This is a genomic window from Novosphingobium clariflavum (genome assembly GCF_026420865.1).
Classification (GTDB): Bacteria; Pseudomonadota; Alphaproteobacteria; order Sphingomonadales; family Sphingomonadaceae; genus Novosphingobium; species Novosphingobium clariflavum.
The window spans coordinates 14,987-37,904 of sequence record NZ_JAPCWC010000031.1; the positions used below are offsets into that span (position 1 = coordinate 14,987).

A 22,918-nucleotide genomic window follows, 5' to 3' on the forward strand; every position below is an offset into this window, starting at 1 on the left:
GCGATTTTGGGTTTAAATCCTGACGCAGAGGACTAAAGCGCCTCCATGCCGAATCCTCACGATCCCGCCATGCTCTCGAAGGCCGAGACGCTCGTCGATGCGCTGCCCTACATGCAGCGTTATGCCGGTCGCACGTTCGTCGTGAAATACGGCGGCCATGCCATGGGCGATCCCGAACTCGCGCGCGATTTCGCCGAGGACGTGGTGCTGCTCAAGGCCGTGGGGATCAACCCCGTGGTCGTTCACGGCGGCGGTCCGCAGATCGGCGCCATGCTCAAGACCATGGGCGTCGAATCGCGCTTCGTTGACGGTCTGCGCGTCACCGACAAGGAAACCGCCAAGGTCGCCGAAATGGTGCTCTCGGGCGTGATCAACAAGGAAATCGTCGGCTGGATCAGCGAAGCCGGTGGCAAGGCCATGGGCATTTCCGGCAAGGACGGCGGTCTCGTCACGGCCGCCAAGGTCCAGCGCACCGCCAAGGATCCGGACAGCAATATCGAGCGCGTGGTGGACCTCGGTTTCGTGGGCGAGCCGGCGAAGATCGACACCAGCGTGATCGAGACGATCTCGGCCGCCGGCATGATTCCGGTGATCGCCCCGATCGCCCCGGGCGAGGACGGGGCGACCTACAACATCAACGCCGACACCATGGCCGGTGCCATCGCCGCAGCCCTGGGGGCCGCGCGGCTGTTCCTGTTGACCGACGTGCACGGCGTGCTCGACAAGCAGGGCGAACTGCTGACCGACCTTACGCCCGCCGATATCAAGGTGCTCCAGCAGGACGGCACGATTTCCGGCGGCATGATCCCCAAGCTGGAAACCTGCGTCCATGCGGTGGAAGCGGGCTGCGAGGCGGCGGTCGTGCTTGACGGGCGGGTTTCCCATGCCATGTTGCTGGAAATATTCACGCAGGAAGGCGCGGGCACACTGATCCGGGCCGGCTAAGATACCTGCAGCGGGGGGAAATTCCGGCAGAAAGGCCCTTTCGATTACAATGCGTACCAGCTTCCTTCTCGCCCCGGTTCTTTCCGTTTCGGCTTTCGCGCTTCTGCTCGCGGGCTGCAGCAAGGAGCCGGACGCCCAGCCCAGCGGCGCGGCGAGCATGGAAGCGAGCGAGGCGGCCGCGCTCACCGACGATGCGCCCAGCGACAGTGCGAGCGCTGCGGCCGATGCCGATGCCGATGCCGTCGCCAAGCTCGATCTCGAAGCGCTGAACGAACGCCGCGATCCGGAACGCCTGCTGCGCTTCTACACCAATGCCCTGCGCGTGGGGGACTGGGCGGATGCCGCCCGCGCGTGGACCCTCGATGCGCAGATGACGCCCGAGAAGCTGGCGAAGGAATTCGGCGGCGATGCCGGTCCGAAGATCGCGGTCGGCAAGGGCGACATGGAAGGCGCCGCCGGTTCGCTCTATTACGAGGCGCCGTTGGTGATCGACTTTGCCGATGGCCGCGCTTCGCGCCGGGGCACCATCGTCCTGCGCCGCGTCAATGACGTGCCGGGGGCGAGCGCCGAGCAGCTCACCTGGCGCATCGAGCGCAGTTCCACGCTGCCGCAATAGCATGGCGTGAGCAACGCCGGGCATTTCGGCCCTGGTGCCTGGCCCTTGGTCCCGGCCTTTGGTTCCGGCCCTTGGCCCTTGGTCGATGCCCATCCGTCCATCGTGGACGTGCCCTTGCCCCGGCGCCCGCCATTCGGCTATCAGCGCCTGAGAAAGTGCTGAAAAGTCCGCCGCTCGCGGGCCAGAACGCATCCCTATGCATTTCAAGGAGCCGGCGTTGCTGTTCCTCACCCTCTACCAGATAATCGACTACCTGATCAGCATCATCCTCTTCGTGGTGATCGTGCAGTTCGTGCTGGGGCTGCTGATCGCGTTCAACGTGGTCAACATGCACAACCAGTTCGTTTCGGCGGTGTGGACCGCGCTCAACGCGATCCTCGAACCGATGCTGCGGCCGATCCGCCGGATCATGCCGAACACCTCGCCGATCGACTTCTCGCCGATGGCGCTGATCATCGGCCTGACGATCGTGCAGATCATCGTCGGCAACCTTGCAAGGGCCTATTCCTGATGACGCAGGCAAGCATCATTGACGGCAAGGCCTTTGCCGAGGGCCTTCGCGCGCGCGTCGGCACCGCCGCCGTCGGCTTCGAGGCCCGCACCGGCCGCAAGCCCGGCCTCGCCGTCGTGCTGGTGGGCGAAGATCCGGCCAGCCAGGTCTATGTCCGCAACAAGGGCAAGCAGACGGTGGCCGCCGGCATGGCCAGTTTCGAACACAAGCTGCCTGCCGACACCGCCGAGGCGGACCTCCTGGCGCTGGTGCGCGAACTGAACGAGGATCCGCGCGTCGACGGCATTCTCGTCCAGCTGCCGCTGCCGCCGCACATGAACGAGCAGAAGGTGATCGCCACGATCAACCCCGACAAGGACGTGGACGGCTTCCACGTCGTCAATGTCGGGCGGCTCGCCACCGGTCTGCCGGGCTTCGTGCCCTGCACGCCGCTGGGCTGCGTGATGCTGCTGAAGGACAAGCTGGGCTCGCTCTCGGGTCTCGACGCCGTGGTCATCGGCCGCTCGAACATCGTCGGCAAGCCGATGGCGCAGCTGCTGATCGCGGAGAGCTGCACCGTCACCGTCGCGCACAGCCGGACCAGGGATCTGCCCGAGGTCGTCCGCCGCGCCGACATCGTGGTGGCCGCGGTCGGCCGTCCGGAAATGGTCAAGGGGGACTGGCTGAAGCCCGGCGCCACCGTGATCGACGTGGGCATCAACCGCGTTCCGGGTGCCGAGGAAGGCAAGACCAGGCTGGTGGGCGACGTCGATTTCGCCTCGGCCTGCGAGGTTGCCGGCGCGATCACCCCGGTTCCCGGCGGCGTCGGCCCGATGACGATCGCGGTGCTGCTGCGCAACACCATCGTTGCCGCCCATCGCAATGCCGGTCTCGACTTCGACGAGAGCGCGCTTTGATCCTGCGCCGGGTTCTCGCGGGAGCGGCCGGGCTGGCGCTGGTGGCGACACCGGCGCTGGCGCGCCGCCCCGAGCGGGCACCCGGCGTCGGCACGGCCAACCCTAGTGCGCTGATCGCGGCGGAGATCGCCTTCGCCCGTCTGGCGCGCGAGAAGGGGCAGTGGACCGCCTTTCGCGAAACCGCCGCCGAAGACGCGGTGATGTTCGTGCCCGAGCCCGTCCGCGCGCTGCAATGGCTGGGTGGCCGCAAGGACCCGCCCGCCGCCGTGCAGTGGCAGGCCGCGCAAGTCTGGATGAGCTGCGACGGTACCGTGGGGGTCACCAAGGGCGCGTGGCAGCGGCCGGACGGGACGGTCGGCTATTTCACCACGATCTGGCAGAAGCGCTGGAAAAAGAGCGATTACCGCTGGGTACTCGATCAGGGCGACACGCTGGCGCAGCCGCTGCCGGACAGCGACATGCTTTCCGCCTCGGTGGCCGATTGCCCCCGGGGCGGCCCGCGTTCCCAGATGGAACGACCCGAACCGGCCAAGGGGCCGCCGGGCCTGACCGGCGAAGGCCGTTCCGATGACGGCACCCTGGCATGGGGGTACCGCGTGGGTGCCGACCAGTCCCGCTCGCTCATCGTCTCGCTGATGAAGAACGGCACCATGACCGAAGTGATGCGCAGCGACGTCGCCGCGCCGAAGGCCCCGTAACCCTATGTACGAAATCTTTCTCAGCGCCTTCGTCACGCTTTTCGTGGTGATCGACCCGCCCGGCTGCGCGCCGATCTACGCCGGTCTTTCGGCAGAGGCGAACCGCTCGCAGGCGATCTCGATGGCGGCCCGCGCCTGCCTGATCGCGGCGGCCATTCTCGTGGTCTTTGCCCTGTTCGGCGCACGCCTGCTGGGCGCGCTGCACATCGAACTCAATGCCTTCCGCATCGCCGGCGGCATCATGCTGTTCATGATCGCCATCGACATGGTCTTCGAAAAGCGCACCCAGCGCCGCGAGGAACGGGCCGAGAAGATCATCGCCCACAACATGGAAACCCCCGAGGTCGATGACGTCTCGGTGTTCCCGATGGCGATGCCGATGCTGGCGGGGCCGGGGTCGATCGCCACGATCATGCTGCTCACCTCGCGTGCGCATGGCATGGAAGAAACGCTGGCGATCCTGGCCGCAATGGCCGCGGTGATGGTGCTGAGCTTTGCGGCGCTCGCTGCCGCAGGACCGCTGATGCGGGTGCTGGGCGACAAGGTGGAGGCGGTGATTACCCGCCTGCTCGGCGTGCTGCTGGCGGCTCTGGCCGCGCAGTACGTGATCGACGGGGTGAAGGCCGTTTTGCTTTAAGAATGAAGCGGAAGTCCTGGGGCCCTTCGACAGGCTCGGGAGATCCCCCAGACCCTCAAAGCGTCTTCGTTGCGCACCACCTAACCGTAGTGCGCTCGCTGCGGCGCAGCCAATAGGTCTGCCGGCGCAGCCATGGGCGCGCGGCGGATCGTGCAGGACTCAACGCAGACGGTATTGGGGGGGCAGGGGGGCGGAGTTTATCCCGAGCTTCGCCGATGGGCTCCCCTGCTTTATCCCCTGCTGTTGTTCTTCTTCTTCAACCAGCCAAAGCCAGCTTCGCCGCTTCTTCCCGCACCACACGCGGCTGATCCGGCCAGATCCCGCGCGTGTCGTAGACCAGCTTGTCCGCGCGTTCGGCCAGCGGCACCACGCGGAACACGTCGTGGTCGACCAGCACGATCAGGATGTCACAGGTCTCCAGCGCATCGTCGATGTCGATCTGCACGGCGCCGGTATCGGTGAACTCGATGGGAAGCTGCGCCGCGTAAGGCTCGACCACATGGATGCGGCTGCCGAACTTGCGGGCGAGGCGGCTGGTGACGAAGCGGGCCGGGCTTTCGCGGAAGTCGTCGATGTTGGCCTTGAAGGCAAGGCCGAGGCAGGCGACTTTGGCGTGCGGATCGGCTTCCAGCAGGGCCTCGGCCTTGGCGATCACGTGGTGCATCTTGTGATCGTTGACGCCGCGCGCGGTGCGGATCAGCGGAGTCTCGTCGGGGGCGCCGTGGACGATGAACCAGGGGTCGACGGCGATGCAGTGTCCGCCCACGCCGGGGCCGGGGGTCAGGATGTTCACGCGCGGGTGACGGTTGGCGAGGCGGATGACTTCCCACACGTCCAGCCCCATGCGGTCCGCCACCATCGAGAGTTCGTTGGCGAAGGCGATGTTGACGTCGCGGTAGGCGTTCTCGACAAGCTTGGTCATCTCGGCCGAGCGGGCGTCGGTGGTCACGCATTCGCCGCGCACGAAGCGCTTGTAGAAGGCCAGCGCCTTGCGCGCGCAGCGCGGGGTCACGCCGCCGATCGACCGGTCGTTGTTGGTCAGCTCCTCGAGGATGCGGCCGGGCAGCACCCGCTCGGGGCAATAGGCGATCGAGACGTCGGGCGTATCGCGCGTCAGACCGGGAATCTTCAGGTCCGGCCGCAACTGCGCGATCAGGTCGCGCAGCTCCTCGGTGGTGCCGACCGGCGAGGTCGATTCCAGGATCACCACGTCGCCGGCCTTCAGCACCGGCGCGACCGCGCGGCCGGCGGCAAGGACATAGGAAATGTCGGGCGCGTGGTTCTTGTCGAACGGCGTCGGCACCGCGATCACGAAGACGTCGGCGGGAGCGATCTCAGTCGAGGCCGAAAGCAGCCCGCGCGAGACGACGCCCTGAACGAGGCCGTCGAGATCGACTTCCTCGATATGGATTTCGCCCCGGTTGATGGTGTCGACCACCGCCTGCGAGACGTCGAGGCCCAGCACCTTGCACCCGGCGCGGGCAATCACGGCGGCGGTGGGAAGGCCGATGTAGCCGAGGCCGACGACACAGACGTCAGGCGGCGAACCTGTCCGGCTCATTGGGATACTCCGTGATTGGCATTGGACGTTCGCTGGGTTGGAGCGGCGCGCCGGGCGGGCTGGTCGCCCCGGACAAGCGTCGTGACGCCCCCGGCGAACGTCCGATGCCAACCCCGAAGGGGCGGGCCAATTTTGGCCCATTGCTGCGTTGCTCGTCGGTCACAATGGGCAGGCATTGCTCCCTCCTCGTGCCTTGCACTGGGCCAAAATTGGCTCCGTCCCGGAGCATCCCAATGAGCCGGACAGGTTCGTTCATCCGATTTCACTGGCAAGCAACTCCACGATTCGACGCGAGGACTGCCCGTCCCCGAATGGATTGTGGGCGCGCGCCATGGACTCGTATGCCATGTTATCGTCGAGCAGGGTTGATAATTCGGTAACGATCTTGCTGGCCGTGGTTCCCACGAGTCTGGCGGTTCCCGCAGCGACGCCTTCGGGCCGCTCGGTGGTCTCGCGCATGACCAGCACCGGCTTGCCCAGCGCGGGGGCCTCTTCCTGCACGCCGCCCGAATCGGTCAGCATGATCTCGGCGATGGAAATGAGACGGGCGAAGTGCGGATAGTCGAGCGGCTCGATCAGCGCGACGTTGTCCAGCCCCGAGAGGCGCTCGTTCATCACCTTGCGCACGTTGGGGTTGAGGTGGACGGGGAAGATCACCGCCACGTCGGGCCGCGCGGCGATCTCGCGGATGGCCCTGGCGATCTGCTCCATGCCTTCGCCGAAATTCTCGCGCCGGTGGCTGGTGACGCCGATGATCCGCTTGCCGGCAAAGCGCGCTTCCAGATCGGCGAGCCCGGCGGCCAGCTCCGGCTGGCGCTCGATTTCGGCGACGACCCAGTGCAGCGCGTCGATCACCGTGTTGCCGGTGACGTGGACACGCGCGGGATCGACATTCTCGCGCAGCAGCGCCGCCTGCGCGGTGTCGGTCGGCGCGAAGTGGAGGCTGGCCATGGCGCCGATGATCTTGCGGTTCACTTCCTCGGGCCAGGGGTGGTGGATATTGCCCGAGCGCAGCCCCGCCTCGACATGATCGACCGGCAGCTTGCGGTAATAGGCGGCGAGCGCGCCCGCCATGGCGGTGGCGGTATCGCCCTGCACGATCACGCGGTCGGGCTTCACCGCGTCCATCACTTTGCCAAGGCCGGTAAGCAGGTTGGCGGTCAGCGCATCCAGCGTCTGGTCCGGTTGCATCACGTCGAGATCGTGATCGGGCACGATCCCGGCGATCTCCAGCACCTGATCGAGCATCTGGCGGTGCTGCGCGGAGACGCAGACCACGCATTCGAAGCGCGGATCGGCCTTCAGCGCATGGACCAGCGGGAACAGCTTGATCGCCTCGGGCCGGGTGCCGAAGACGAGGAGGATGCGGGCGGGAGCGGATTCGGTCATCGCCAAGGCCATACCAGAGCCGGGGTAATGCCGAAGTTAAAACCGAAGCGGCGCGTCATTCGTGGACAATATCGCAGGCCGGACTTGCCCTGTCGGCGTCCATCGGCAATCAGTTCGCCATGTCTATCCTCAGCGACAAGTGGATCCGCGAGCAGGCGCTCGAGCACGGAATGATCGAGCCCTTCGTCGAGGCCCAGCGCCGCGACGGCTGCATTTCCTACGGCCTCTCGTCCTACGGCTATGACGCGCGCGTCGCGCCGGAGTTCAAGATCTTCACCAATGTCGATTCGGCGGTGGTCGATCCCAAGGACTTTGCCAGCAATTCCTTCGTGGACCGCGAGACCGACGTCTGCGTGATCCCGCCCAACTCCTTCGCACTGGCCCGCACGGTGGAATATTTCCGGGTGCCGCGCGACGTGCTGGTGATCTGCCTTGGCAAGAGCACTTATGCGCGCTGCGGCATCATCGTGAACGTCACCCCGCTCGAACCGGGCTGGGAAGGGCACGTGACGCTGGAATTCTCCAACACCACGCCGCTGCCCGCCAAGATCTACGCCAATGAAGGCGCGTGCCAGTTCCTGTTCCTGAAGGGCAACGAGCCCTGCGAGACCAGCTATGCCGACCGTGCGGGCAAGTACATGGGCCAGCTCGGGGTGACCCTGCCGAAGCTTTGAGGGGCTGGATCCTCGCTACTTGCCTGACCAGACCGGCTTGCGCTTCTCGGCAAAGGCGCGCGGGCCTTCCTGCGCGTCCTGGCTGTTGTAGGTAAGTTCATGCGCCGCGCGCGCTGCCTGCAGCGCGGCGGAGCGGCCCATTTCGGTCGCCAGCATCACCGTCTCGCGCGCGGCCTTGACCGACAGCGGCGCGCCTTCCAGCACTTCCAGCGCCAGTTCGATGGCCGCGTCCAGCACCGCACCGGGCGCGGCAAGACGGTTGACGAGGCCGATCTCGTAAGCACGGCTTGCGGTGATCGGCTTTCCGGTCAGCATGATCTCCATCATGATCCGCTGCGGGATCATGTGGATCAGCGGTGAGGCCCAGGGGCTGCCGCGCCCGACCTTCACCTCGGTGATCGCGAACTTCGCGTGGGTGCCCGCGACGCAGAGATCGCAGGCCTGCGCGATCATCCAGCCGCCCGCGAAGGCATGGCCATTGACCGCGGCGATGGTCGGCTTGGTCAGTTCGATGGTGTCGTAGGGCAGCGCGTAAAGGTCGCGCGGCGGCACGGCCATGCCGGTTTCGACCATCTCCTTGAGATCGCCGCCCGCGCAGAAGGCGGTGTCGCCGCTGCCGGTGAGCACGGCGATGCGGGCACAGGCGTCGGCCTCGAACGCCGCCCAGGCCTCCCGCAGTCCCTCGCGCACTTCGCGGCTCAGGCAATTGCGCTGTTCGGGGCGGTTGATGGTCAGGATCGCGATGCCGTCGGCGCGCGCTTCGTAGAGGACCGCGTCGGACATGTCAGAAGCCTCTGTTCTCGATGGCGTGGGCGGCGCGCGACAGGTCTTCGCGGAAGTCGGGATGGGCGATCGCGACCAGCCGCTTCGCGCGTTCGGCCAGCGTCTGGCCCTTCAATTGCGCCGCGCCGTATTCGGTGACGATCACGTCCACCTCGGTCCGCGCGGTGGTGACGGGGCCGGAGAGGGCGGGGACGATCTTGCTGAGCGCGCCGCCCTTGGCGGTGGAGGCCAGCACGATCAGCGAGGCGCCGCCCGGCGAACGGGCACCGGCGCGCACGAAATCGACCTGCCCGCCGGTACCGCCAAGATAGCTCATGCCCGATTGCTCGGCATTGACCTGCCCGGTGAGGTCCACTTCCAGCGCGGAGTTGAGGGTGACAAGGCGGGAGAGGCGGGAAAGCGTGCCGGCATCGTGGGTATAGCTGGTGGGGGTCATGCGGATCGCCGGATTATGCGCGGCCCAGTCATAGAGCCGCCGCGTGCCGATCAGCGCGCCGTTAATCGAGACGCCGCGGTCGATCTCCTTGCGGGCATTGGTCAGCACGCCCATTTCGGCAAGGTCGACCAGCCCGTCGCCCAGCATGCCCGAATGGACGCCAAGGTCGCGGCGGTCGTGCAGCAGGCGCAGGATCGCGTCCGGCACCGCGCCGACGCCGGTCTGCAGCACCGCGCCGTCGCCGATGAATTCGGCGCAGTGGCGGGCGATCGCTTCGTCGGTCGGGCCGATCTTCGCAGGCGCCACTTCCACCGGTGCACGGCTGGCGTGGACGGCGACGTCGATCAGTTCGCCGGGGATCGTCTCGCCCGGAACGTAGGGCACCTGCTCGTTGACTTCGGCGATCACGAGGTGCGCCTTGTCCACCGCCGCGCGCACGTAGTCGCAGATCAACCCGCAGCTGTGATTGCCCCGGGCATCGGCCGGGCTGACCTGGATCATCGCCACGTCGCAGGGCATGATCCCGGCCTCGATCAGGCAGGCGATCTGGCTGACGTGGACGGGGATGACATCCAGCGCCCCCCTGCCATCTTGGCCTGCTTTCGTCATGCTCCGCAGCGCGCCGATCGCGCCCATGCTGGAGAGGCGGAAGGCGCGCGCGCTTTCGGGCGTGAACAGGCCGGAAAAGCTGGTGGCGATGAAGGCGTGGAGGCCGCCGATGGCCTCCCCCTGTTCGATCAGCGCCTCGACCAGCGTGGTCGGCTCGCCGCAGGCCTGGCCGAACACCACGCGGTCGCCCGGTTTCAGGAACCGCGAGAGGTCGAGCTGGGATGCGGCCAGCCGAAGCGTCATCTTACAGCCTGCCTGCCTGCCGCAGCAGCCGCTGCGCGCGGGCGAGGTAGGGGCGGTCGAGCATGCCGCCCTTCCAGCCGATGGCGCCGACGCCCGGATTGGCGGCGAAGACGTCGACGATCTCCTGCGCTTCGGCGATCTCCGCCTCGGTCGGCGTGAACGCCTCGTTGATCACCGGGACCTGCGCCGGGTGGATCGCCATCATCCCGCGGTAGCCGTCGCGGCGGACCTTCTCGGCGCGGGCCTTGAGCGCTTCCAGATCCTTGAAGTCGGCGCTGATCGTCTCGATGGCGGTGACGCCGGCGGTCGCCGCGCCCAGCACGGTGAGGCTGCGGGCCAGTTCGTAGGTGAAGGCGTACGATCCGTCCGCATTGCGGTTGGACGAGGCGCCGATGGAATCGGCGAGGTCTTCCGCGCCCCAGGTCAGCGCCACCACGCGCGGCGCGCCCTTGTAGTCGCCGGTGTGGAACATCGCCTCGGCCGTCTCGGTGATCAGCACGATCACCGGGGTCGAGCCCTGTTCGATGCCGCTGGCCACTTCCAGCGCTTCGAGATAGCGGTCCAGCACTTCCACGTCCTGCCGGCCATAGACCTTGGGCAGCATGATCCCGCCGGGACGCGCGGGCATGACCGCCACGAGGTCGGCCAGCGTGTGCGGCCCGTCGAGCGGGTTCACCCGCACCCAGAGGCGGCCGCGCTGGTCGGGGTTGGCGGCGATGAAGTCATGCACCATCACCCGCGCAGCGGCCTTGGCATCGGGCGCGACGGCGTCTTCGAGGTCGATCAGGACGATGTCGGCCTCGCCGTCCATCGCCTTGGTCATCTTCTTCTCGCTGTCGCCCGGCGCGAAAAGCCAGGAGCGGGCGGCGATAGCTTCATGGGTTACGGGCATGTTCTCTCCAGTCGTCCCGATGCCTGTCCGGGGCTGCTTCGAGGTCTTGCTTGGCCGACAGCGCTTCCGGGTCAAGTCCGGGATGAGGCAAGCGGCCTCAATAGCTCTTGGGCAGTTCCAAAACCCTCTCGGCGATGAAGTTCATGATCTGGTGCGGGCTGACCGGGGCGATGCGCGGGATCATCACTTCGCGCAGGTACCGCTCGACGTGGTACTCCTGCGCATAGCCCATGCCGCCCATGCTCATCACGGCGGTCTGGCAGGCCTCGAACCCGGCTTCGGCGGCGAGGTACTTGGCGGCATTGGCCTCCACGCCGCAGTCCAGCCCCTTGTCGAACAGGGTGGCGGCCTTGAACACCATCAGGCTGGCGGCCTCCACCTGCATCCACGCCTTGGCGAGCGGGTGCTGGATGCCCTGATTCTGGCCGATCGGCCGCCCGAACACCACGCGTTCGCGGGCATAGCGGGAGGCGCGCTGGATGGCGACGCGGCCAAGACCCGTGGCTTCGGCGCCCAGCAGCACGCGTTCGGGGTTGAGGCCCTTGAGCAGGATGCGGAAGCCCTGGCCTTCCTCGCCGATCAGATCCTCATCCGGGATGAACAGGTCGGTGATGAACATCATGTTCGATCCCACCGCGTGGCGGCCCATCTTCGGGATGATCCGCGTCTCGATGTGGTCGCGATCGAGCCTGGTGTAGAACAGGCTGAGCCCCTCGGTCTTTGTCTTCACTTCTTCCAGCGGGGTGGTGCGGGCGATGATCAGCATCCGGTCGGCGACATGGGCCTGCGTGATCCACACCTTCTCGCCATTGACGCGGTAGCCGCCCGGCACCTTTTCGGCGCGGGTCTTGAGGCTGGTGGTGTCGAGCCCGGTGTTCGGCTCGGTCACCGCGAAGCACATCTTCTCCTCGCCCGAGAGGATCGGCGGGATCATGCGCTGCTGCTGTTCCTCGGTGCCGTAGAGCATCACCGGCTCCAGCCCGAAGACCGGCAGGTGGATCGAAGAGGCCGCGCTCATGCCGCCGCCGCTTTCCGCCACCGCCTGCATCATCACCGCCGCTTCGGTAATGCCGAGGCCCGCACCGCCCACGCTTTCGGGCATGGCGACGCCCAGCCAGCCGGCATCGGCCATCGACTTGTGGAACTCGGTAGGAAATTCGCCGCTGCGATCCTTTTCCAGCCAGTACTCGTCAGAGAACTGCGAACAGTGCCTCAGAACCGCCTCGCGGATGTTCTGCTGGTCGTCGGTAAAGGCGAAATCCATGGCAATCCTCTTGTCTTCCCGCTGATCGGACTAGCAGCACGGCCCATCGCTCACAACCATCATCGTGCCGATATGGGTTCATCAAACGCAAATACGAATGGTTTTCGCTCTGGCGGTGCGTTACGCATAGGCCAACGAGAAGGAGAGGGCCTTGACCGCGAGCAAGGAAAACGGATGTGCCGGCGGACCATTGAAAGGGCTGCGCGTGGTGGACCTCACCAGCGTGGTCTTCGGCCCCTATGCCACGCAGATCATGGCGGACATGGGCGCCGAAGTGATCAAGGTGGAGCCGCCGGAGGGGGACAATACCCGCTGGATCACTGAAGGTCCGGTGCCCGGCATGGGCGGCATCTACGTCAACGTGAATCGCGGCAAGCGCGGGCTGATGCTCGATCTGCGGCAGGAGCAGGACCGCGACGTGCTGCGCCGGCTGATCGCCACGGCGGACGTCTTCATCCATTCGATGCGCGGCAGCGCGATCCGCAAGCTGGGCTTCGACTACGAAGCGGTGCGCGCGATCCGGCCGGACATTATCTACACCAATTGCTACGGCTATTCGCGCCGCGGGCCGGAGGGCGACAAGCCCGCCTATGACGATACCATCCAGGCCGAATGCGGCATCCCGCATGTGCAGGGGCTGATGAACGGCGAGCCGGGCTATGTCGCCACGATCATGGCGGACAAGGTGGCGGGCCTCCACGCGCTCTACGCGACGATGATGGCGCTCTATCACCGCGAGCGCACCGGGGGCAGAGGGGCTGGAGAGGGGCAGGAAGTCGAAGTCACCATGTTCGAGGCGATGACCTCGTTCATGCTGGTGGAACACGCCAACGGCGCGATGTTCACGCCGCCGACCACGCCTGCGCACTATCACCGCGCGGTCGAGCCCAACCGGCGGCCCTACAGGACCAAGGGCGGCCACGTCGCCGCGCTCGTCTACAACGACAAGCACTGGAACGCCTTCGTCGAATCGGTGCAGCCGGAATGGGCGCGCGGTGAACTGGGTGACGCGTTCTCCACGCTGGAAAAGCGCGCGCGCCAGATCGGCCGGGTCTACGCCCTGCTGGGCGAGACGTTCCTCACCCGCACCACGCAGGAATGGCTGGATACCCTGCGCGGCCTGCACATTCCCTGCGCGCCGCTGCGCTCCACCGACGCGCTTTTCGACAACGCGCATCTCAACGCCATCGGCTTCTTCGAAGAGGTCGAGACACAGCAGGGCCCGGTGCGCTTCCCCGGTGTGCCGACCTGGTTTTCCGCCACGCCCGGCAAGGTTCGCGGACCCGCGCCGACGCTGGGGCAGGACAACGAGGCGGTGCTGGGAGAGCTGGCCCCGGAGGCCCCCAGCGTCGCCCCGGCGATAGCAGTCGATTCCAAGTGAACAGTACTGTTGATTTCACCTGACAGCGTCCCGAGGCTTGGGCTAACCATCTGTTCAGGCCGTGCCTCGGGGCGAAAAGCGGCAACCTGATTCACCCGTCCAGCGGGCAGAACACGGATCGAGAGGAAGGCAAGACGATGTACGACGATCAACCCATGGCTGAAGCGCCCGAAGCGCCGGCACAGGCGCGCAAGGGCACCCCGGTCTACAAGCGCATTCTCGACCTGTTCGAGGCCGAGGGCATCAAGACCCTGTTCGGCATTCCCGATCCCAACTTCGTCCACCTCTTCCTCGAAGCCGAATCGCGCGGCTGGACCGTCGTTTCGCCGCACCACGAAGCCTCCGCCGGCCACATGGCCGCCGCCGCTGCCCGCATCACCGGCAAGCCGGCGCTCTGCATCGGCACGCTGGGGCCGGGCATGGCGAACATGATGCCGGCGATCCAGTGCGCCAAGGTCGAGAACGATCCGGTGATCTTCATGGGCGGCCAGCGCGCCCGCATCACCGAGCGCCGCGTGCGCCGCGGCCGTATCCAGTTCGTGCGGCAGGAGCCGATGATCGAGGATTCGGTGAAGTTCTCCAGCTCGATCGAATATGCCGACCAGACCGACGAGATCGTCCGCGAGGCGATCCGCGTCGCCATGTCGGGCACGCCGGGGCCGGCCTATATCGAATACCCCGCGCACGTCATCCTCGAGGAACTCGACCTGCCGCCGGTGCTGCCTCCGCACCGCTACCGCCTGACCATGCAGGGCGCCGATGGCGACCGCATTGCCGAAGCGGCCGAGATCATCCGCAGTGCCAAGAACCCGGTGCTGCTGGTCGGCCACGGCGTCCACACCTCGAAGTCCGGCGCGGCGGTGCGCGAACTGGCCGAACTGATGCAGTGCCCGGTGATCCAGACCTCGGGCGGCACTTCGTTCATCGAGGGGATCGAGGACCGCACGTTCCCCTATGGCTTCTCGGAAGCCTCGATCGACGCCGTCGTCGAAAGCGACTGCTGCGTGGCGCTCGCCACCGAACTGGGCGAGCCCAGCCACTATGGCCGCTGGCGCCACTGGGTGGACAACGAGGCCAATCGCAAGTGGATCTACGTCCAGCAGGACCCGACCGCGATCGGCGTCAACCGCCCGATCGATGTGCCGCTGGTGGGGGACGTGCGCGCCGTGGTGCCGCAGCTGGTCCGCGCGCTGAAGGACAGTCCGCGCGAACCTTCGGCCAAGCTGGCCGCCTATATCGAGCAGGATGCCCAGCAACTGGTCGATCTGGCCGAAGACGCTGCCGGCAAGCCCGACGGCTCGACCGCGAAGATGCACACCAGCCAGTTCGTCACCGAAGCGACCAAGGCCTTCCCCAAGGACGGCATCCTGATCCGCGACGGCGGCGCCACGGTGATCTTCCAGTGGACGTACTCGCAGGCCAAGCCGCATGACGTGATCTGGAACCAGAACTACGGCCACATCGGCACCGGCCTGCCTTATGCCACCGGCGCCATGCTCGCCGACCAGGCCGAGACCGGCAAGCAGCGTCCGGGCATGCTGATCACCTCGGACTCCTCGTTCCTGTTCCATATCGGCGAACTCGAAGTTGCCGTGCGCAAGAACCTGCCGCTGGTGATCGTGGTCGGCGTCGACTTCCAGTGGGGCCTCGAAGTGGGCGTCTACAAGCGCACTTTCGGCAAGGGCACCAAGGAAACCGGCGTGCACTGGTCCGACAAGGTCCGCTTCGACAAGATCGCCGAAGGCTTCGGCGCGGCGGGCGACTATGTCGAGAAGGCGGCGGACATCGGCCCGGCCATCCAGCGCGCTTACGAGCGCGGCGGCTGCACCGTGATCCACGTGCCGATCGACCCGGCCGCGAACTCGGAGGAAATGCCGAACTACTCCGAATTCCGCACCTGGTACGCCGAGGGCACCCAGTAAGCCGGACACCGGAAAACCAATGCAGACCTGAAGCGAAGCCGCTCCCTCTCGATCCGAGTGCGGGGCGGTTTTGCTTTAGGAACGGGAGAGAACGATGCGCCATTACACCCAGTTCTACATCGACGGTCAGTGGGTCGATCCCATCGCGCCGCGTACCGCACAGGTCGTCAACCCGGCGACCGAGGAGGTCTCCGGCACGATCTCGCTGGGCTCGGCCGCCGATGTCGACAAGGCCGTCGCCGCCGCGCGCCGCGCTTTCGCCACCTTCGGCGAGACCAGCGCGAAGGAACGCCTCGAGCTGCTCGAGGCGATCCTCGCCGAATACCAGAAGCGCGAGGCCGAGCTGGGCGAGGCGGTCAGCGAGGAAATGGGCGCGCCGATGTCGCTCGCCTGCGGGTTCCACACGCTGCTGGGCAAAGGCCACCTTTCCACCGCGATCGAGGTGCTGAAGGACTTCAAGTTCGAGGAACAGCGCGGGGTCACCCTGATCCGCAAGGAGCCGATCGGCGTCTGCGGTCTCATCACGCCGTGGAACTGGCCGATGAACCAGACCTGCGTGAAGATCTTCCCGGCGCTTGCCGCCGGTTGCACGATGATCCTGAAGCCGCCGCAACTGGCCCCCTATTCGGCGCAGATCCTCGCCGAGATCCTGCACGACGCGGGCGTTCCGGCGGGCGTGTTCAACATGGTGCAGGGCAAGGGCAGCGAGATCGGCACCGCGCTCTCCACCCATGCGGACGTCGACATGATCTCCTTCACCGGGTCGGAAGCCGTGGGCGTGCAGATCCAGAAGGACGCCGCCGAGACCGTGAAGCGCGTCGGCCTCGAGCTTGGCGGCAAGTCGGCATGGATCGTGCTCGACGATGCCTCGCTCGCCGCCAATGTCGCGGCTGCCACTGGCGGCATGATGGGCAATTCCGGCCAGACCTGCTCGGCGGGCTCGCGCCTGCTGGTGCCGAATGCGCGCATGGACGAGGCCATCGCCGCCGCCACCGAGGCCGCGAACGGCGTGACCGTGGGCGATCCCAGGGGCAACTTCGCGATGGGCCCGGTCGTCTCGAAGAGCCAGTACGAGATCATCCAGGGCTACATCGAGAAGGGCATCGCGGAAGGCGCCAGGCTGATCGCCGGTGGCCCCGGCAAGCCCGAAGGACTGGACAAGGGCTATTACGTTCGGCCCACCGTCTTCGTCGGCACCAACGATATGGTCATCGCGCGCGAGGAGATCTTCGGCCCGGTGCTGGTCATCATCGGCTATGATGATGTGGACCATGCCGTTGAAATCGCTAACGATTCCAACTTCGGCCTGGGCGGCTACGTCTCGGGCGAAGACCTCGACGCGGCCCGTGCAGTCTCGCGGCGGATGCGCACCGGGGCGATCTGGGTCAACGGCGGTTTCGACTTCCACGCGCCGTTCGGCGGCTATAAGCGCTCCGGCAACGGCCGCGAGTGGGGCGAGCACGGTTTTGCCGAATATCTGGAAACGAAGGCGGTGATCGGCTGGAACGCGGCCTGAACGATCCCATCGCCGCCCGCCTGAAAGGCTCGCGCCGTTGCCGGTGAAATCCGGCGACCGGTTCGGGCCTTTTGGGTGCCGACGGCCGCTTCTCCCCCAAGAGCGCAGCCCGGCGTAGCCAGTGCAGGACACGAGCGACGCGACTCTTGCGGGCTGTCCCGGATGCCACCGCCAAAAACGGTGATGCCAGAAACGGCGATGCCAAAAATGGTGAAGCTGGAAGTGGTGATGCCGGAAATGGTGGGCGGTGAGGGGCTCGAACCCCCGACCCTCTCGGTGTAAACGAGAGCGCGCCTCCTAAAACCCACGTTTTCCGTTTTCTACATGAAGAACGGAGCGTGAATCAATGTCGAACAAACAGGCATCTGCTGACCATTTGCTGACCACTTATGTTCACGAGGCGTTCTCGTGTGCGCCGGATGAGCTACGCCGGGCACTGGCTAACGCGATCGCGTCGGCACCGCAAGCGCATGGTCTCGACCCCCTCGGATACAAGCTCGACAGGCGCGAGATCGATGATGCGGCATCCGCCTGCTTCGACCTGATCGCCAGCCGCCCCACCCCTACCGCAGAGAAGGCGGATGTGGTGGAGGCGGTGGCGAATGATGCTGATCCGCGATGGACTGCCTTGATGAATGCGCAAAGCAGCATCGCAAGGCTGGAGGCTCAGCTAGAGCGCAGCAACAACGCTCTGCGCGCTCTCGATAAAGCATGCCGTGAAGCCGATGAAAAGGGAGAATTGCACTACAGCGTCGACGGTTCGATGCTTGATGAGGCCAAAGACGCCATCGCTTGGGGCGGCCCCGCCGCCCTGCAATCCGGCCCCGCCGAACCCGATGCGAACTTGGCGGCAGCAATCGCCAAGACCGTGGAGCGCATGGCTGATGCGGTGAAGGGCGCGACGACGGTCAAGGCATCTCTGCGCCCCGCCGAACCTGCGGGCGCTGGCTGGATCGTCAGCAACGGCAACGGCGACCGTTGGAGGACATGGAACCGTGGATGGTCCGAGTGGACGGCGATGCGCGATCATGCCACGCGATACGCTCGCCGGGCCGATGCAGAGGCTGTTCACTCTGAGGACCAAGATGCTTGGCGGGTTGAGCCTTATGCCGCCGAACCTGCGGGCGAGGAGCCTCTTGTCTGGTCAGTACGCCGCAAAGGAACTCACGAGATGGTGTGGGACGATGGCGGATTCATTGCCGCCAGCAAGGAAGAGGCCGAGCACTTCGCTGGGTACTTCGTGAACCACGAGGCGTTCCCGCTCTACGCTCACCCGGCCCCGACCAATCCCGAAAGGTTGGTGGAGGCCGTTCGAACCACCATCACGCGCTGCGAAGCGCTGGAAGACGAGGCGTCGAACGAACTTGTAAAAGCGGATGCCGAGCACGCTCAAGGATATTGGCGCGGACAGAAGAGGACAGCCAAGTACATCCGTCGCGAACTGCACGACCTCACCCGCGCCGCCCTTTCCGCCCATGCCCTAGACGGGGAGAATGGGGAATGAAGTGGATCAAGCGTCTGTTGGGGCCTCTCGAATGCGATCATGACTGGAAGCGTATAGCGGCAAGCTGGTTCGCCTATGAGGCCGACCCCGGAAAGCACTTCGTGATTTGTTCCAAGTGCGGAGCGCGCGAAACCAGAGAGGACACCCGCTCATGACCCAGATCGACACCGACAAGCTGCGCGCGCTGGTGCAGGCCGCCACGCCGGGCGACCTTTCGACTGCCACGCGGCATACCGAATGCGAAACTGTCGAGTGCCCCGCCTGCCAAGGCGATGGCGAACTTGATGCAGCGGATTACTGCAATTTCGATGGCGTGGCGCTGGGCGTGCAGTTCTACGGGATCGGCGGCCATTTCGGCGCGCATGAGGCCTTGTGGCGGTACTTCGTCCAAAGCATCCCCGCCATCCTCGCAATGGCAGAGGACAACCGGCGGTTGAAATTGCAGATCGATGCGCTTCTTCCTCACACCAGCCATGCGGTCGGATGCGCGATCTATCAGAAATCGTGGGCACTCCGTGAACCGGACTGTTCATGCGGTCTGGAAGCTGCCCGCCAAGCCCTCGCAGCGCCGGGAGACCCGTCATGACCGGGGTAGAGGTGACGCAGGCGGATCGCGAGGCGCTATGCCAGGACATTTTACTGTCGATCCCAGCATACATGCACAAGTCCATCTTCGCAGCCTTCGCCCACCACCGCCACGAGGCCCACAGCGCTGCGCTCGAAGGGGCAGCAAAGGTGGCTGATACTTGGGCGGCCGGTGACTACGACGAGAGTTCCGTCACCACCGCAATTCACATCGCCGGTGATATCCGCTCCCTCTCTCGCAGCGGGGGTGCGTGAAGAGGACGTCCCCCGAGAGCGTGATTAGCTCTCGGGGGAGTATTCTAGGCTGCGTGTGCGACCGGGGGGAATAGCTTGCCGAGGCGAGCGAGCCCCTTCGGGGTGATGCGCACCTGCGTCGTGGTCTTCTCCGACCCGTCCGCCTTGGTGACCACCGTCACCTTATGCTCTAGCGCGCCAGACTGGAGCTTGTCCTGGTAGGCGATATCAGAAGCTGAATTTGGACGGCGATAGATCCAGTGGTGCTCGCGAAGGTATGAGAACAGGGCGCGCGGCTGGACCTGCAGGGTCTTTGCCGCATCGGTGATGCACATGGACCCTTCCGACATGGCGATGCGCTCAAGGGCCTGCACCTGAGGGCGCATTTCCTCTACTTCGCCCTGCAGCTCGATGACCTTCTCGACATTCTCCAGCAGGAGGTTCCGCAGCGCGGCCGGGTCGGACAGTGCGCGGCGGGGATCGATCGTGAAGGCGCGTTCAAGTTCCTGCCAGCGATCAACCAGCCGGGCAGTGAACTCCGGGCAGAGCTGGGCCACCACGATGATGCTGTCGCGCTTGCCCTGTTCACCGGTGAACACATAGACCGTGGTGGTTTCAACGCGGCGCTCGCGCTGGATTTTGACTTCCCCCAATGGGGGTTGTGAGATTACCCGACGCTCAACGAGCCGATCAATCGACTGCTTCACCTTGTCATGGCGTGACTCGACCAGCTCGGCGATCTCGCTGCTGGTCATCTTCTGCGCGGGGTTGCCGAATGCGCTCGGTAGCGTATTTGAGATGGGGGACATTGCAGTGTCCTTTCATTGGCCGGCCCGGACCTCCAATCCAAGGCTTGGTCGATTGATCGGTGGGCGGAGACGGTGCCCGACCAAAAGCAACACGTCTCCGCTCACGCACCCCTGTTGGAGGCAAGGGCCTTCCCGTTCCACGGGGAAGCTGGTCTCAGTTTTCACGTTACGTTCTCTGGTCGATTCCCGCAAAAGTGATGTCTGTGGAAATCGTTTCGGTACGCCGACGCGGCGCGCGGCACTACGGACGCTTTGGACTCGCATGCCGTTCTTGTTCTCTATATGTTCTTGATCGGAAACACCGATTCGGAGCATGAGATATGCGATCACAGAGCGATGCCCAGGCGAGCGCCGAAGTGCTGGAATTCCCCCGAGCGGGCTTCCTCATCAATTCGGACCACTGCGGCGCGCCGAGCGAGGACAGGCTTTCGATGTGCTTGCGGCAGAAGGGGCACGATGGCGACCACGAGACGGCGCCTTGGGAGGGCTTCCGGCTGAGATCGCCATGGGGCGACGGGATGACAATCCCGTTCCGTGGCTTCGTGGGTTCGTAACTCCGTGGTCCAGCCGGACGTGGAAAGGAGCAAACCAGACGATACGCGCCTGCGCCAGTATGCCGAGCAGTTCGACATGCGGTTCGAGTGGGAGACGAAGCCCGAGCCTGAGCGCTGGTGGGCCCGCGTGACGCTAGGGCATCGGGGCAGCCCCGGCATCTGCTGGGCGTCGCCGGGGGCGACTGAGCAGAAAGGCCTGAAGGCATGGGAGATCGGGCTGTGATCCGGTTCGAGGAGGTGCTTGCCTCATAAGCGGAATAGAAAAGTAATCGCCACCATTTTACTCTGCAATGAGAACAAAAGGTAAACAAATTTTCTTGCTGAATCATAAGACGCCATGCACGGCGACTCTGATTTTGCACGCTTTAACTTTATTTCTATTGACGCTCTCCGTGCGCCGTGATTCAAGCGCGTTAAGCGGGGTGGTATATGACGATTTGCATAGGGGTTAAGGTTCACGACTGCCTGGTCCTCGCGGCGGACAGTGCGACATCATTGGTCGGGCAGGATTCTGCCGGCAACCCTGCAATCGTCAATGTCTACGCCCACGGCAACAAGGTGTTCAACCTTGTGAAGGGCCTGCCTGTTGCGGCGATGACCTGCGGGATGGGCAATATCGGGAGCGCCTCGATTTCGAGCATCGCGAAGGAATTGCGGCGGGAATTGAGCGAGACGCCGGAAAAAGGCGGCCTGGACAAAAATAGCTATACGATCGAGGATATCGCCAAGCGCGCGAAGGCAATCCTCTATGATAGGCATTACAAAGATCTCGAATTCCCGCCGAATGGCGACCACTCGCTTGAGTTCTACGTGGGCGGATACAGCAGTGGTTCTCGCTCTGCCGAGCTTTGGAAGGTCTTAATTTTCAATGGCGCCTGCCATGAACCCGAGGAGCAAATGCCCGACACGGACCATTTTGTAACTTGGTCCGGACAACCAGAGGCTCTATCTCGCCTTTTGCTTGGGTTCAGTCCGGCTGTCGGCGACGCGCTCCTCAAGGCAGGTGTCGAGGAAAGTAAGTTGCCTGCTTTGATGGAACTCATTAAGGGGCACACCGCTTCGCCGTTGGTGGAGCCGGCAATGCCAACTGGTGACGCCATCGCCTTGGCGGACTTTCTGGTCGATGTGACGAAGCAGTACGTTCATTTTCGACACGGAGCGGATACCGTCGGCGGAGACACCGACATCGCAACCGTAACGCGTTATGAAGGTTTTAAGTGGATTAGGAGGAAGCACTTCTATCCGCGAAGCCTTAACATGGAGACCGATCATGTCTGACAGCCAGCGCGCGGATCGCCTACCTCCTGCGCCCCGCGATCTTCCGATGCCCCCGTATCATTTCCAGCGTGACAAAGGCGGAAGCGGGAGCGTGGGCACAAAGCCAGCTGCAGCCGACCACGGGCTAGGCATTCTTGTGGGGGCCAATCTTCTTCTCTGATCTGTCAGAGGCGACGGCGCCTCCGTTCAAGGCGTCGGCGCATTACTTTGCTTCAGGGCCGAGCCTCGACGCTCCGCAGGTGCCGCGCCGCGCAATCGCCGTACATCGCGATCATCGTGTTCTCCCAGACAGCCCGCTCCGGATCAGTGAGCGGCGTCGGCGGCTTGGGTAGCGGCGGGCAGGGCTGGCGCAGGTTGGCCTGCAGCTCGGGCGTTGGCGGCGTCGACCGCGTTGTCGAGCACGCTACGAGCAGCATCAGGCACGGCGCAGTCAGCAGGAACAGGGCGATCCTTGTAGATCTCGCGGATCGTGCTTTCGCGCACAGAGGATTGAGCGGCTGCAATGGGCTTCTCCTGTTCGTAGGCGGTAGCGGCGCGGTCGACCGTGGCGCGGGCCGCGTCCAGCTGCTTGGCGGCCGTCTCCACGGCGGCCAGTGCCTTGCTGTCGTGGCGCCAGTCGTTGACGGTCCAGCCGCCCCAGGCGCCGAGCAGCGCCGCGGCGCCAGCACCGGTGAGGCACCAGCCGATCGGGATCGGGTTCATCGCGGGAACTCCGGGATCGCCACCGTCTGCCCGGCGAGCGCATGCGTGCAGTCGCCGAGGAACTGGATCATGCCATCCGTAACGAACGAGTGGCAGACACGGCATTGAAGGTCAGGGTACTCGTCCTTGTCCTCCCAATTGCACCAGCAAGTCTCGCCTTCATGACCAGGCACATAGTGACCGGATCGGACGAGGATCGAAGGCGTGAAGGTTGGATTGTCGGTGTTTCCGTTGAAACCCCAGCGCGGTCCTGGGCCTTCGCCTACGGGCACGTGATGG

Annotated in this window: 25 protein-coding genes; 16 read left to right on the top strand and 9 right to left on the bottom strand. The window is 65.2% G+C overall.

All coding sequences use genetic code 11. The features are described 5' to 3' along the window. The first annotated feature begins 45 nt into the window (after positions 1 to 45). The 6 genes from argB to OKA11_RS21455 all read left to right on the top strand — a co-directional run bounded on the left by argB (position 46) and on the right by OKA11_RS21455 (position 4,303). On the top strand, positions 46 to 945 hold the full coding sequence (gene argB / locus OKA11_RS21430) for an acetylglutamate kinase (RefSeq protein ID WP_267224097.1): 900 nt from the start codon (positions 46 to 48) through the stop codon (positions 943 to 945). A 49-nt stretch (positions 946 to 994) separates the two neighbouring features. Further along, positions 995 to 1,561 (top strand): hypothetical protein, encoded by a 567-nt coding sequence (locus tag OKA11_RS21435; protein WP_267224099.1) that lies wholly within the window; start codon positions 995 to 997, stop codon positions 1,559 to 1,561. A gap of 217 nt (positions 1,562 to 1,778) precedes the next feature. Then, positions 1,779 to 2,072, top strand: a complete 294-nt coding sequence (locus OKA11_RS21440) for a YggT family protein (protein WP_267224101.1) — start codon at positions 1,779 to 1,781, stop codon at positions 2,070 to 2,072. Beyond that, entirely contained in the window at positions 2,072 to 2,968 is an 897-nt protein-coding gene (gene folD / locus OKA11_RS21445; protein ID WP_267224103.1) for a bifunctional methylenetetrahydrofolate dehydrogenase/methenyltetrahydrofolate cyclohydrolase FolD, read from the top strand. The genes OKA11_RS21440 and folD overlap by 1 nt, the downstream gene beginning before the upstream one ends. Next, positions 2,965 to 3,666: a hypothetical protein gene (locus tag OKA11_RS21450; protein ID WP_267224105.1), complete on the top strand. Its 702-nt coding sequence runs from the start codon at positions 2,965 to 2,967 to the stop codon at positions 3,664 to 3,666. The genes folD and OKA11_RS21450 overlap by 4 nt, the downstream gene beginning before the upstream one ends. A gap of 4 nt (positions 3,667 to 3,670) precedes the next feature. After that, a complete protein-coding gene (locus OKA11_RS21455; RefSeq protein ID WP_267224107.1) occupies positions 3,671 to 4,303 on the top strand; it encodes a MarC family protein in 633 nt (210 codons plus the stop codon). Between the two features lie 256 nt (positions 4,304 to 4,559). On the opposite strand, the gene wecC is transcribed toward OKA11_RS21455, so the two are convergent. Next, on the bottom strand, positions 4,560 to 5,864 hold the full coding sequence (wecC, locus tag OKA11_RS21460; RefSeq protein WP_267224109.1) for a UDP-N-acetyl-D-mannosamine dehydrogenase: 1,305 nt from the start codon (positions 5,862 to 5,864) through the stop codon (positions 4,560 to 4,562). A gap of 252 nt (positions 5,865 to 6,116) precedes the next feature. Then, a complete protein-coding gene (gene wecB / locus OKA11_RS21465) occupies positions 6,117 to 7,253 on the bottom strand; it encodes a non-hydrolyzing UDP-N-acetylglucosamine 2-epimerase (protein WP_267224112.1) in 1,137 nt (378 codons plus the stop codon). Between the two features lie 119 nt (positions 7,254 to 7,372). Here wecB and dcd point away from each other — a divergent pair, with 119 nt between their 5' ends. After that, complete coding sequence (gene dcd, locus OKA11_RS21470) at positions 7,373 to 7,927, top strand: dCTP deaminase (protein ID WP_142635779.1); 555 nt, start codon at positions 7,373 to 7,375, stop codon at positions 7,925 to 7,927. A 15-nt stretch (positions 7,928 to 7,942) separates the two neighbouring features. Here dcd and OKA11_RS21475 read toward each other — a convergent pair whose 3' ends face one another. From OKA11_RS21475 to OKA11_RS21490, 4 genes are all read right to left on the bottom strand, one after another. Beyond that, on the bottom strand, positions 7,943 to 8,710 hold the full coding sequence (locus tag OKA11_RS21475; RefSeq protein ID WP_267224115.1) for an enoyl-CoA hydratase/isomerase family protein: 768 nt from the start codon (positions 8,708 to 8,710) through the stop codon (positions 7,943 to 7,945). Position 8,711: 1 nt separating this feature from the next. After that, a complete protein-coding gene (locus OKA11_RS21480; RefSeq protein ID WP_267224117.1) occupies positions 8,712 to 9,998 on the bottom strand; it encodes an acetyl-CoA hydrolase/transferase family protein in 1,287 nt (428 codons plus the stop codon). Position 9,999: 1 nt separating this feature from the next. After that, positions 10,000 to 10,890: an HpcH/HpaI aldolase/citrate lyase family protein gene (locus OKA11_RS21485; RefSeq protein WP_267224120.1), complete on the bottom strand. Its 891-nt coding sequence runs from the start codon at positions 10,888 to 10,890 to the stop codon at positions 10,000 to 10,002. Positions 10,891 to 10,987: 97 nt separating this feature from the next. Continuing rightward, the gene (locus tag OKA11_RS21490) at positions 10,988 to 12,154 is read right to left on the bottom strand and encodes an acyl-CoA dehydrogenase family protein (protein WP_267224122.1); all 1,167 of its coding nucleotides are present in this window, start codon (positions 12,152 to 12,154) and stop codon (positions 10,988 to 10,990) included. Between the two features lie 151 nt (positions 12,155 to 12,305). Between OKA11_RS21490 and OKA11_RS21495 the strand changes: the two genes are divergently transcribed. The 6 genes from OKA11_RS21495 (at position 12,306) to OKA11_RS21520 (ending at position 19,317) form a co-directional block, all read left to right on the top strand. Beyond that, a complete protein-coding gene (locus OKA11_RS21495; protein WP_267224124.1) occupies positions 12,306 to 13,535 on the top strand; it encodes a CaiB/BaiF CoA transferase family protein in 1,230 nt (409 codons plus the stop codon). Positions 13,536 to 13,690: 155 nt separating this feature from the next. Continuing rightward, the gene (locus OKA11_RS21500) at positions 13,691 to 15,457 is read left to right on the top strand and encodes a thiamine pyrophosphate-binding protein (RefSeq protein ID WP_267224126.1); all 1,767 of its coding nucleotides are present in this window, start codon (positions 13,691 to 13,693) and stop codon (positions 15,455 to 15,457) included. A 94-nt stretch (positions 15,458 to 15,551) separates the two neighbouring features. Beyond that, complete coding sequence (locus tag OKA11_RS21505) at positions 15,552 to 16,973, top strand: aldehyde dehydrogenase family protein (protein ID WP_267224128.1); 1,422 nt, start codon at positions 15,552 to 15,554, stop codon at positions 16,971 to 16,973. A 346-nt stretch (positions 16,974 to 17,319) separates the two neighbouring features. Then, a complete protein-coding gene (locus tag OKA11_RS21510; RefSeq protein WP_267224130.1) occupies positions 17,320 to 18,477 on the top strand; it encodes a hypothetical protein in 1,158 nt (385 codons plus the stop codon). A 151-nt stretch (positions 18,478 to 18,628) separates the two neighbouring features. Next, positions 18,629 to 19,063 (top strand): hypothetical protein, encoded by a 435-nt coding sequence (locus OKA11_RS21515; RefSeq protein ID WP_267224131.1) that lies wholly within the window; start codon positions 18,629 to 18,631, stop codon positions 19,061 to 19,063. Further along, a complete protein-coding gene (locus OKA11_RS21520) occupies positions 19,060 to 19,317 on the top strand; it encodes a hypothetical protein (RefSeq protein WP_267224133.1) in 258 nt (85 codons plus the stop codon). Before OKA11_RS21515 ends, OKA11_RS21520 begins: the two co-directional genes overlap by 4 nt. Positions 19,318 to 19,361: 44 nt before the next feature. Here OKA11_RS21520 and OKA11_RS21525 read toward each other — a convergent pair whose 3' ends face one another. After that, positions 19,362 to 20,105, bottom strand: a complete 744-nt coding sequence (locus OKA11_RS21525) for a phage antirepressor KilAC domain-containing protein (RefSeq protein ID WP_267224135.1) — start codon at positions 20,103 to 20,105, stop codon at positions 19,362 to 19,364. A 320-nt stretch (positions 20,106 to 20,425) separates the two neighbouring features. On the opposite strand from OKA11_RS21525, the gene OKA11_RS21530 reads away from it, so the two are divergent. The 3 genes from OKA11_RS21530 to OKA11_RS21540 all read left to right on the top strand — a co-directional run bounded on the left by OKA11_RS21530 (position 20,426) and on the right by OKA11_RS21540 (position 21,937). Further along, a complete protein-coding gene (locus tag OKA11_RS21530; RefSeq protein WP_267224137.1) occupies positions 20,426 to 20,659 on the top strand; it encodes a hypothetical protein in 234 nt (77 codons plus the stop codon). 19 nt (positions 20,660 to 20,678) lie between these two features. Then, positions 20,679 to 20,882, top strand: a complete 204-nt coding sequence (locus tag OKA11_RS21535; protein WP_267224139.1) for a hypothetical protein — start codon at positions 20,679 to 20,681, stop codon at positions 20,880 to 20,882. 206 nt (positions 20,883 to 21,088) lie between these two features. Next, positions 21,089 to 21,937, top strand: a complete 849-nt coding sequence (locus OKA11_RS21540) for an Ntn hydrolase family protein (RefSeq protein WP_267224141.1) — start codon at positions 21,089 to 21,091, stop codon at positions 21,935 to 21,937. A gap of 303 nt (positions 21,938 to 22,240) precedes the next feature. Here the strand turns inward: OKA11_RS21540 and OKA11_RS21545 are convergent, their stop codons facing one another. Both OKA11_RS21545 and OKA11_RS21550 read right to left on the bottom strand, forming a co-directional pair. Continuing rightward, positions 22,241 to 22,639 (bottom strand): hypothetical protein, encoded by a 399-nt coding sequence (locus tag OKA11_RS21545; protein WP_267224142.1) that lies wholly within the window; start codon positions 22,637 to 22,639, stop codon positions 22,241 to 22,243. Then, positions 22,636 to 22,918, bottom strand: a 283-nt coding sequence (locus tag OKA11_RS21550) for a DUF6527 family protein (protein ID WP_267224144.1), incomplete at its 5' end; no start/stop codon positions are given. The genes OKA11_RS21545 and OKA11_RS21550, both read right to left, overlap by 4 nt.

Excerpts from the sequence above, each read along its gene's own strand:
- OKA11_RS21480 (WP_267224117.1), bottom strand. The coding sequence starts at position 9,998 with ATGACGCTTCGGCTGGCCGCATCCCAGCTCGACCTCTCGCGGTTCCTG.
- OKA11_RS21520 (WP_267224133.1), top strand. The coding sequence starts at position 19,060 with ATGACCGGGGTAGAGGTGACGCAGGCGGATCGCGAGGCGCTATGCCAG.
- OKA11_RS21540 (WP_267224141.1), top strand. The coding sequence starts at position 21,089 with ATGACGATTTGCATAGGGGTTAAGGTTCACGACTGCCTGGTCCTCGCG.
- OKA11_RS21545 (WP_267224142.1), bottom strand. The coding sequence starts at position 22,639 with ATGAACCCGATCCCGATCGGCTGGTGCCTCACCGGTGCTGGCGCCGCG.
- OKA11_RS21435 (WP_267224099.1), top strand. The coding sequence starts at position 995 with ATGCGTACCAGCTTCCTTCTCGCCCCGGTTCTTTCCGTTTCGGCTTTC.
- OKA11_RS21485 (WP_267224120.1), bottom strand. The coding sequence starts at position 10,890 with ATGCCCGTAACCCATGAAGCTATCGCCGCCCGCTCCTGGCTTTTCGCG.
- argB (WP_267224097.1), top strand. The coding sequence starts at position 46 with ATGCCGAATCCTCACGATCCCGCCATGCTCTCGAAGGCCGAGACGCTC.
- OKA11_RS21490 (WP_267224122.1), bottom strand. The coding sequence starts at position 12,154 with ATGGATTTCGCCTTTACCGACGACCAGCAGAACATCCGCGAGGCGGTT.
- OKA11_RS21530 (WP_267224137.1), top strand. The coding sequence starts at position 20,426 with ATGCGATCACAGAGCGATGCCCAGGCGAGCGCCGAAGTGCTGGAATTC.
- OKA11_RS21515 (WP_267224131.1), top strand. The coding sequence starts at position 18,629 with ATGACCCAGATCGACACCGACAAGCTGCGCGCGCTGGTGCAGGCCGCC.
- wecB (WP_267224112.1), bottom strand. The coding sequence starts at position 7,253 with ATGACCGAATCCGCTCCCGCCCGCATCCTCCTCGTCTTCGGCACCCGG.
- OKA11_RS21475 (WP_267224115.1), bottom strand. The coding sequence starts at position 8,710 with ATGTCCGACGCGGTCCTCTACGAAGCGCGCGCCGACGGCATCGCGATC.
- OKA11_RS21525 (WP_267224135.1), bottom strand. The coding sequence starts at position 20,105 with ATGTCCCCCATCTCAAATACGCTACCGAGCGCATTCGGCAACCCCGCG.
- wecC (WP_267224109.1), bottom strand. The coding sequence starts at position 5,864 with ATGAGCCGGACAGGTTCGCCGCCTGACGTCTGTGTCGTCGGCCTCGGC.
- OKA11_RS21510 (WP_267224130.1), top strand. The coding sequence starts at position 17,320 with ATGTCGAACAAACAGGCATCTGCTGACCATTTGCTGACCACTTATGTT.
- OKA11_RS21505 (WP_267224128.1), top strand. The coding sequence starts at position 15,552 with ATGCGCCATTACACCCAGTTCTACATCGACGGTCAGTGGGTCGATCCC.
- folD (WP_267224103.1), top strand. The coding sequence starts at position 2,072 with ATGACGCAGGCAAGCATCATTGACGGCAAGGCCTTTGCCGAGGGCCTT.
- OKA11_RS21455 (WP_267224107.1), top strand. The coding sequence starts at position 3,671 with ATGTACGAAATCTTTCTCAGCGCCTTCGTCACGCTTTTCGTGGTGATC.
- OKA11_RS21500 (WP_267224126.1), top strand. The coding sequence starts at position 13,691 with ATGGCTGAAGCGCCCGAAGCGCCGGCACAGGCGCGCAAGGGCACCCCG.
- dcd (WP_142635779.1), top strand. The coding sequence starts at position 7,373 with ATGTCTATCCTCAGCGACAAGTGGATCCGCGAGCAGGCGCTCGAGCAC.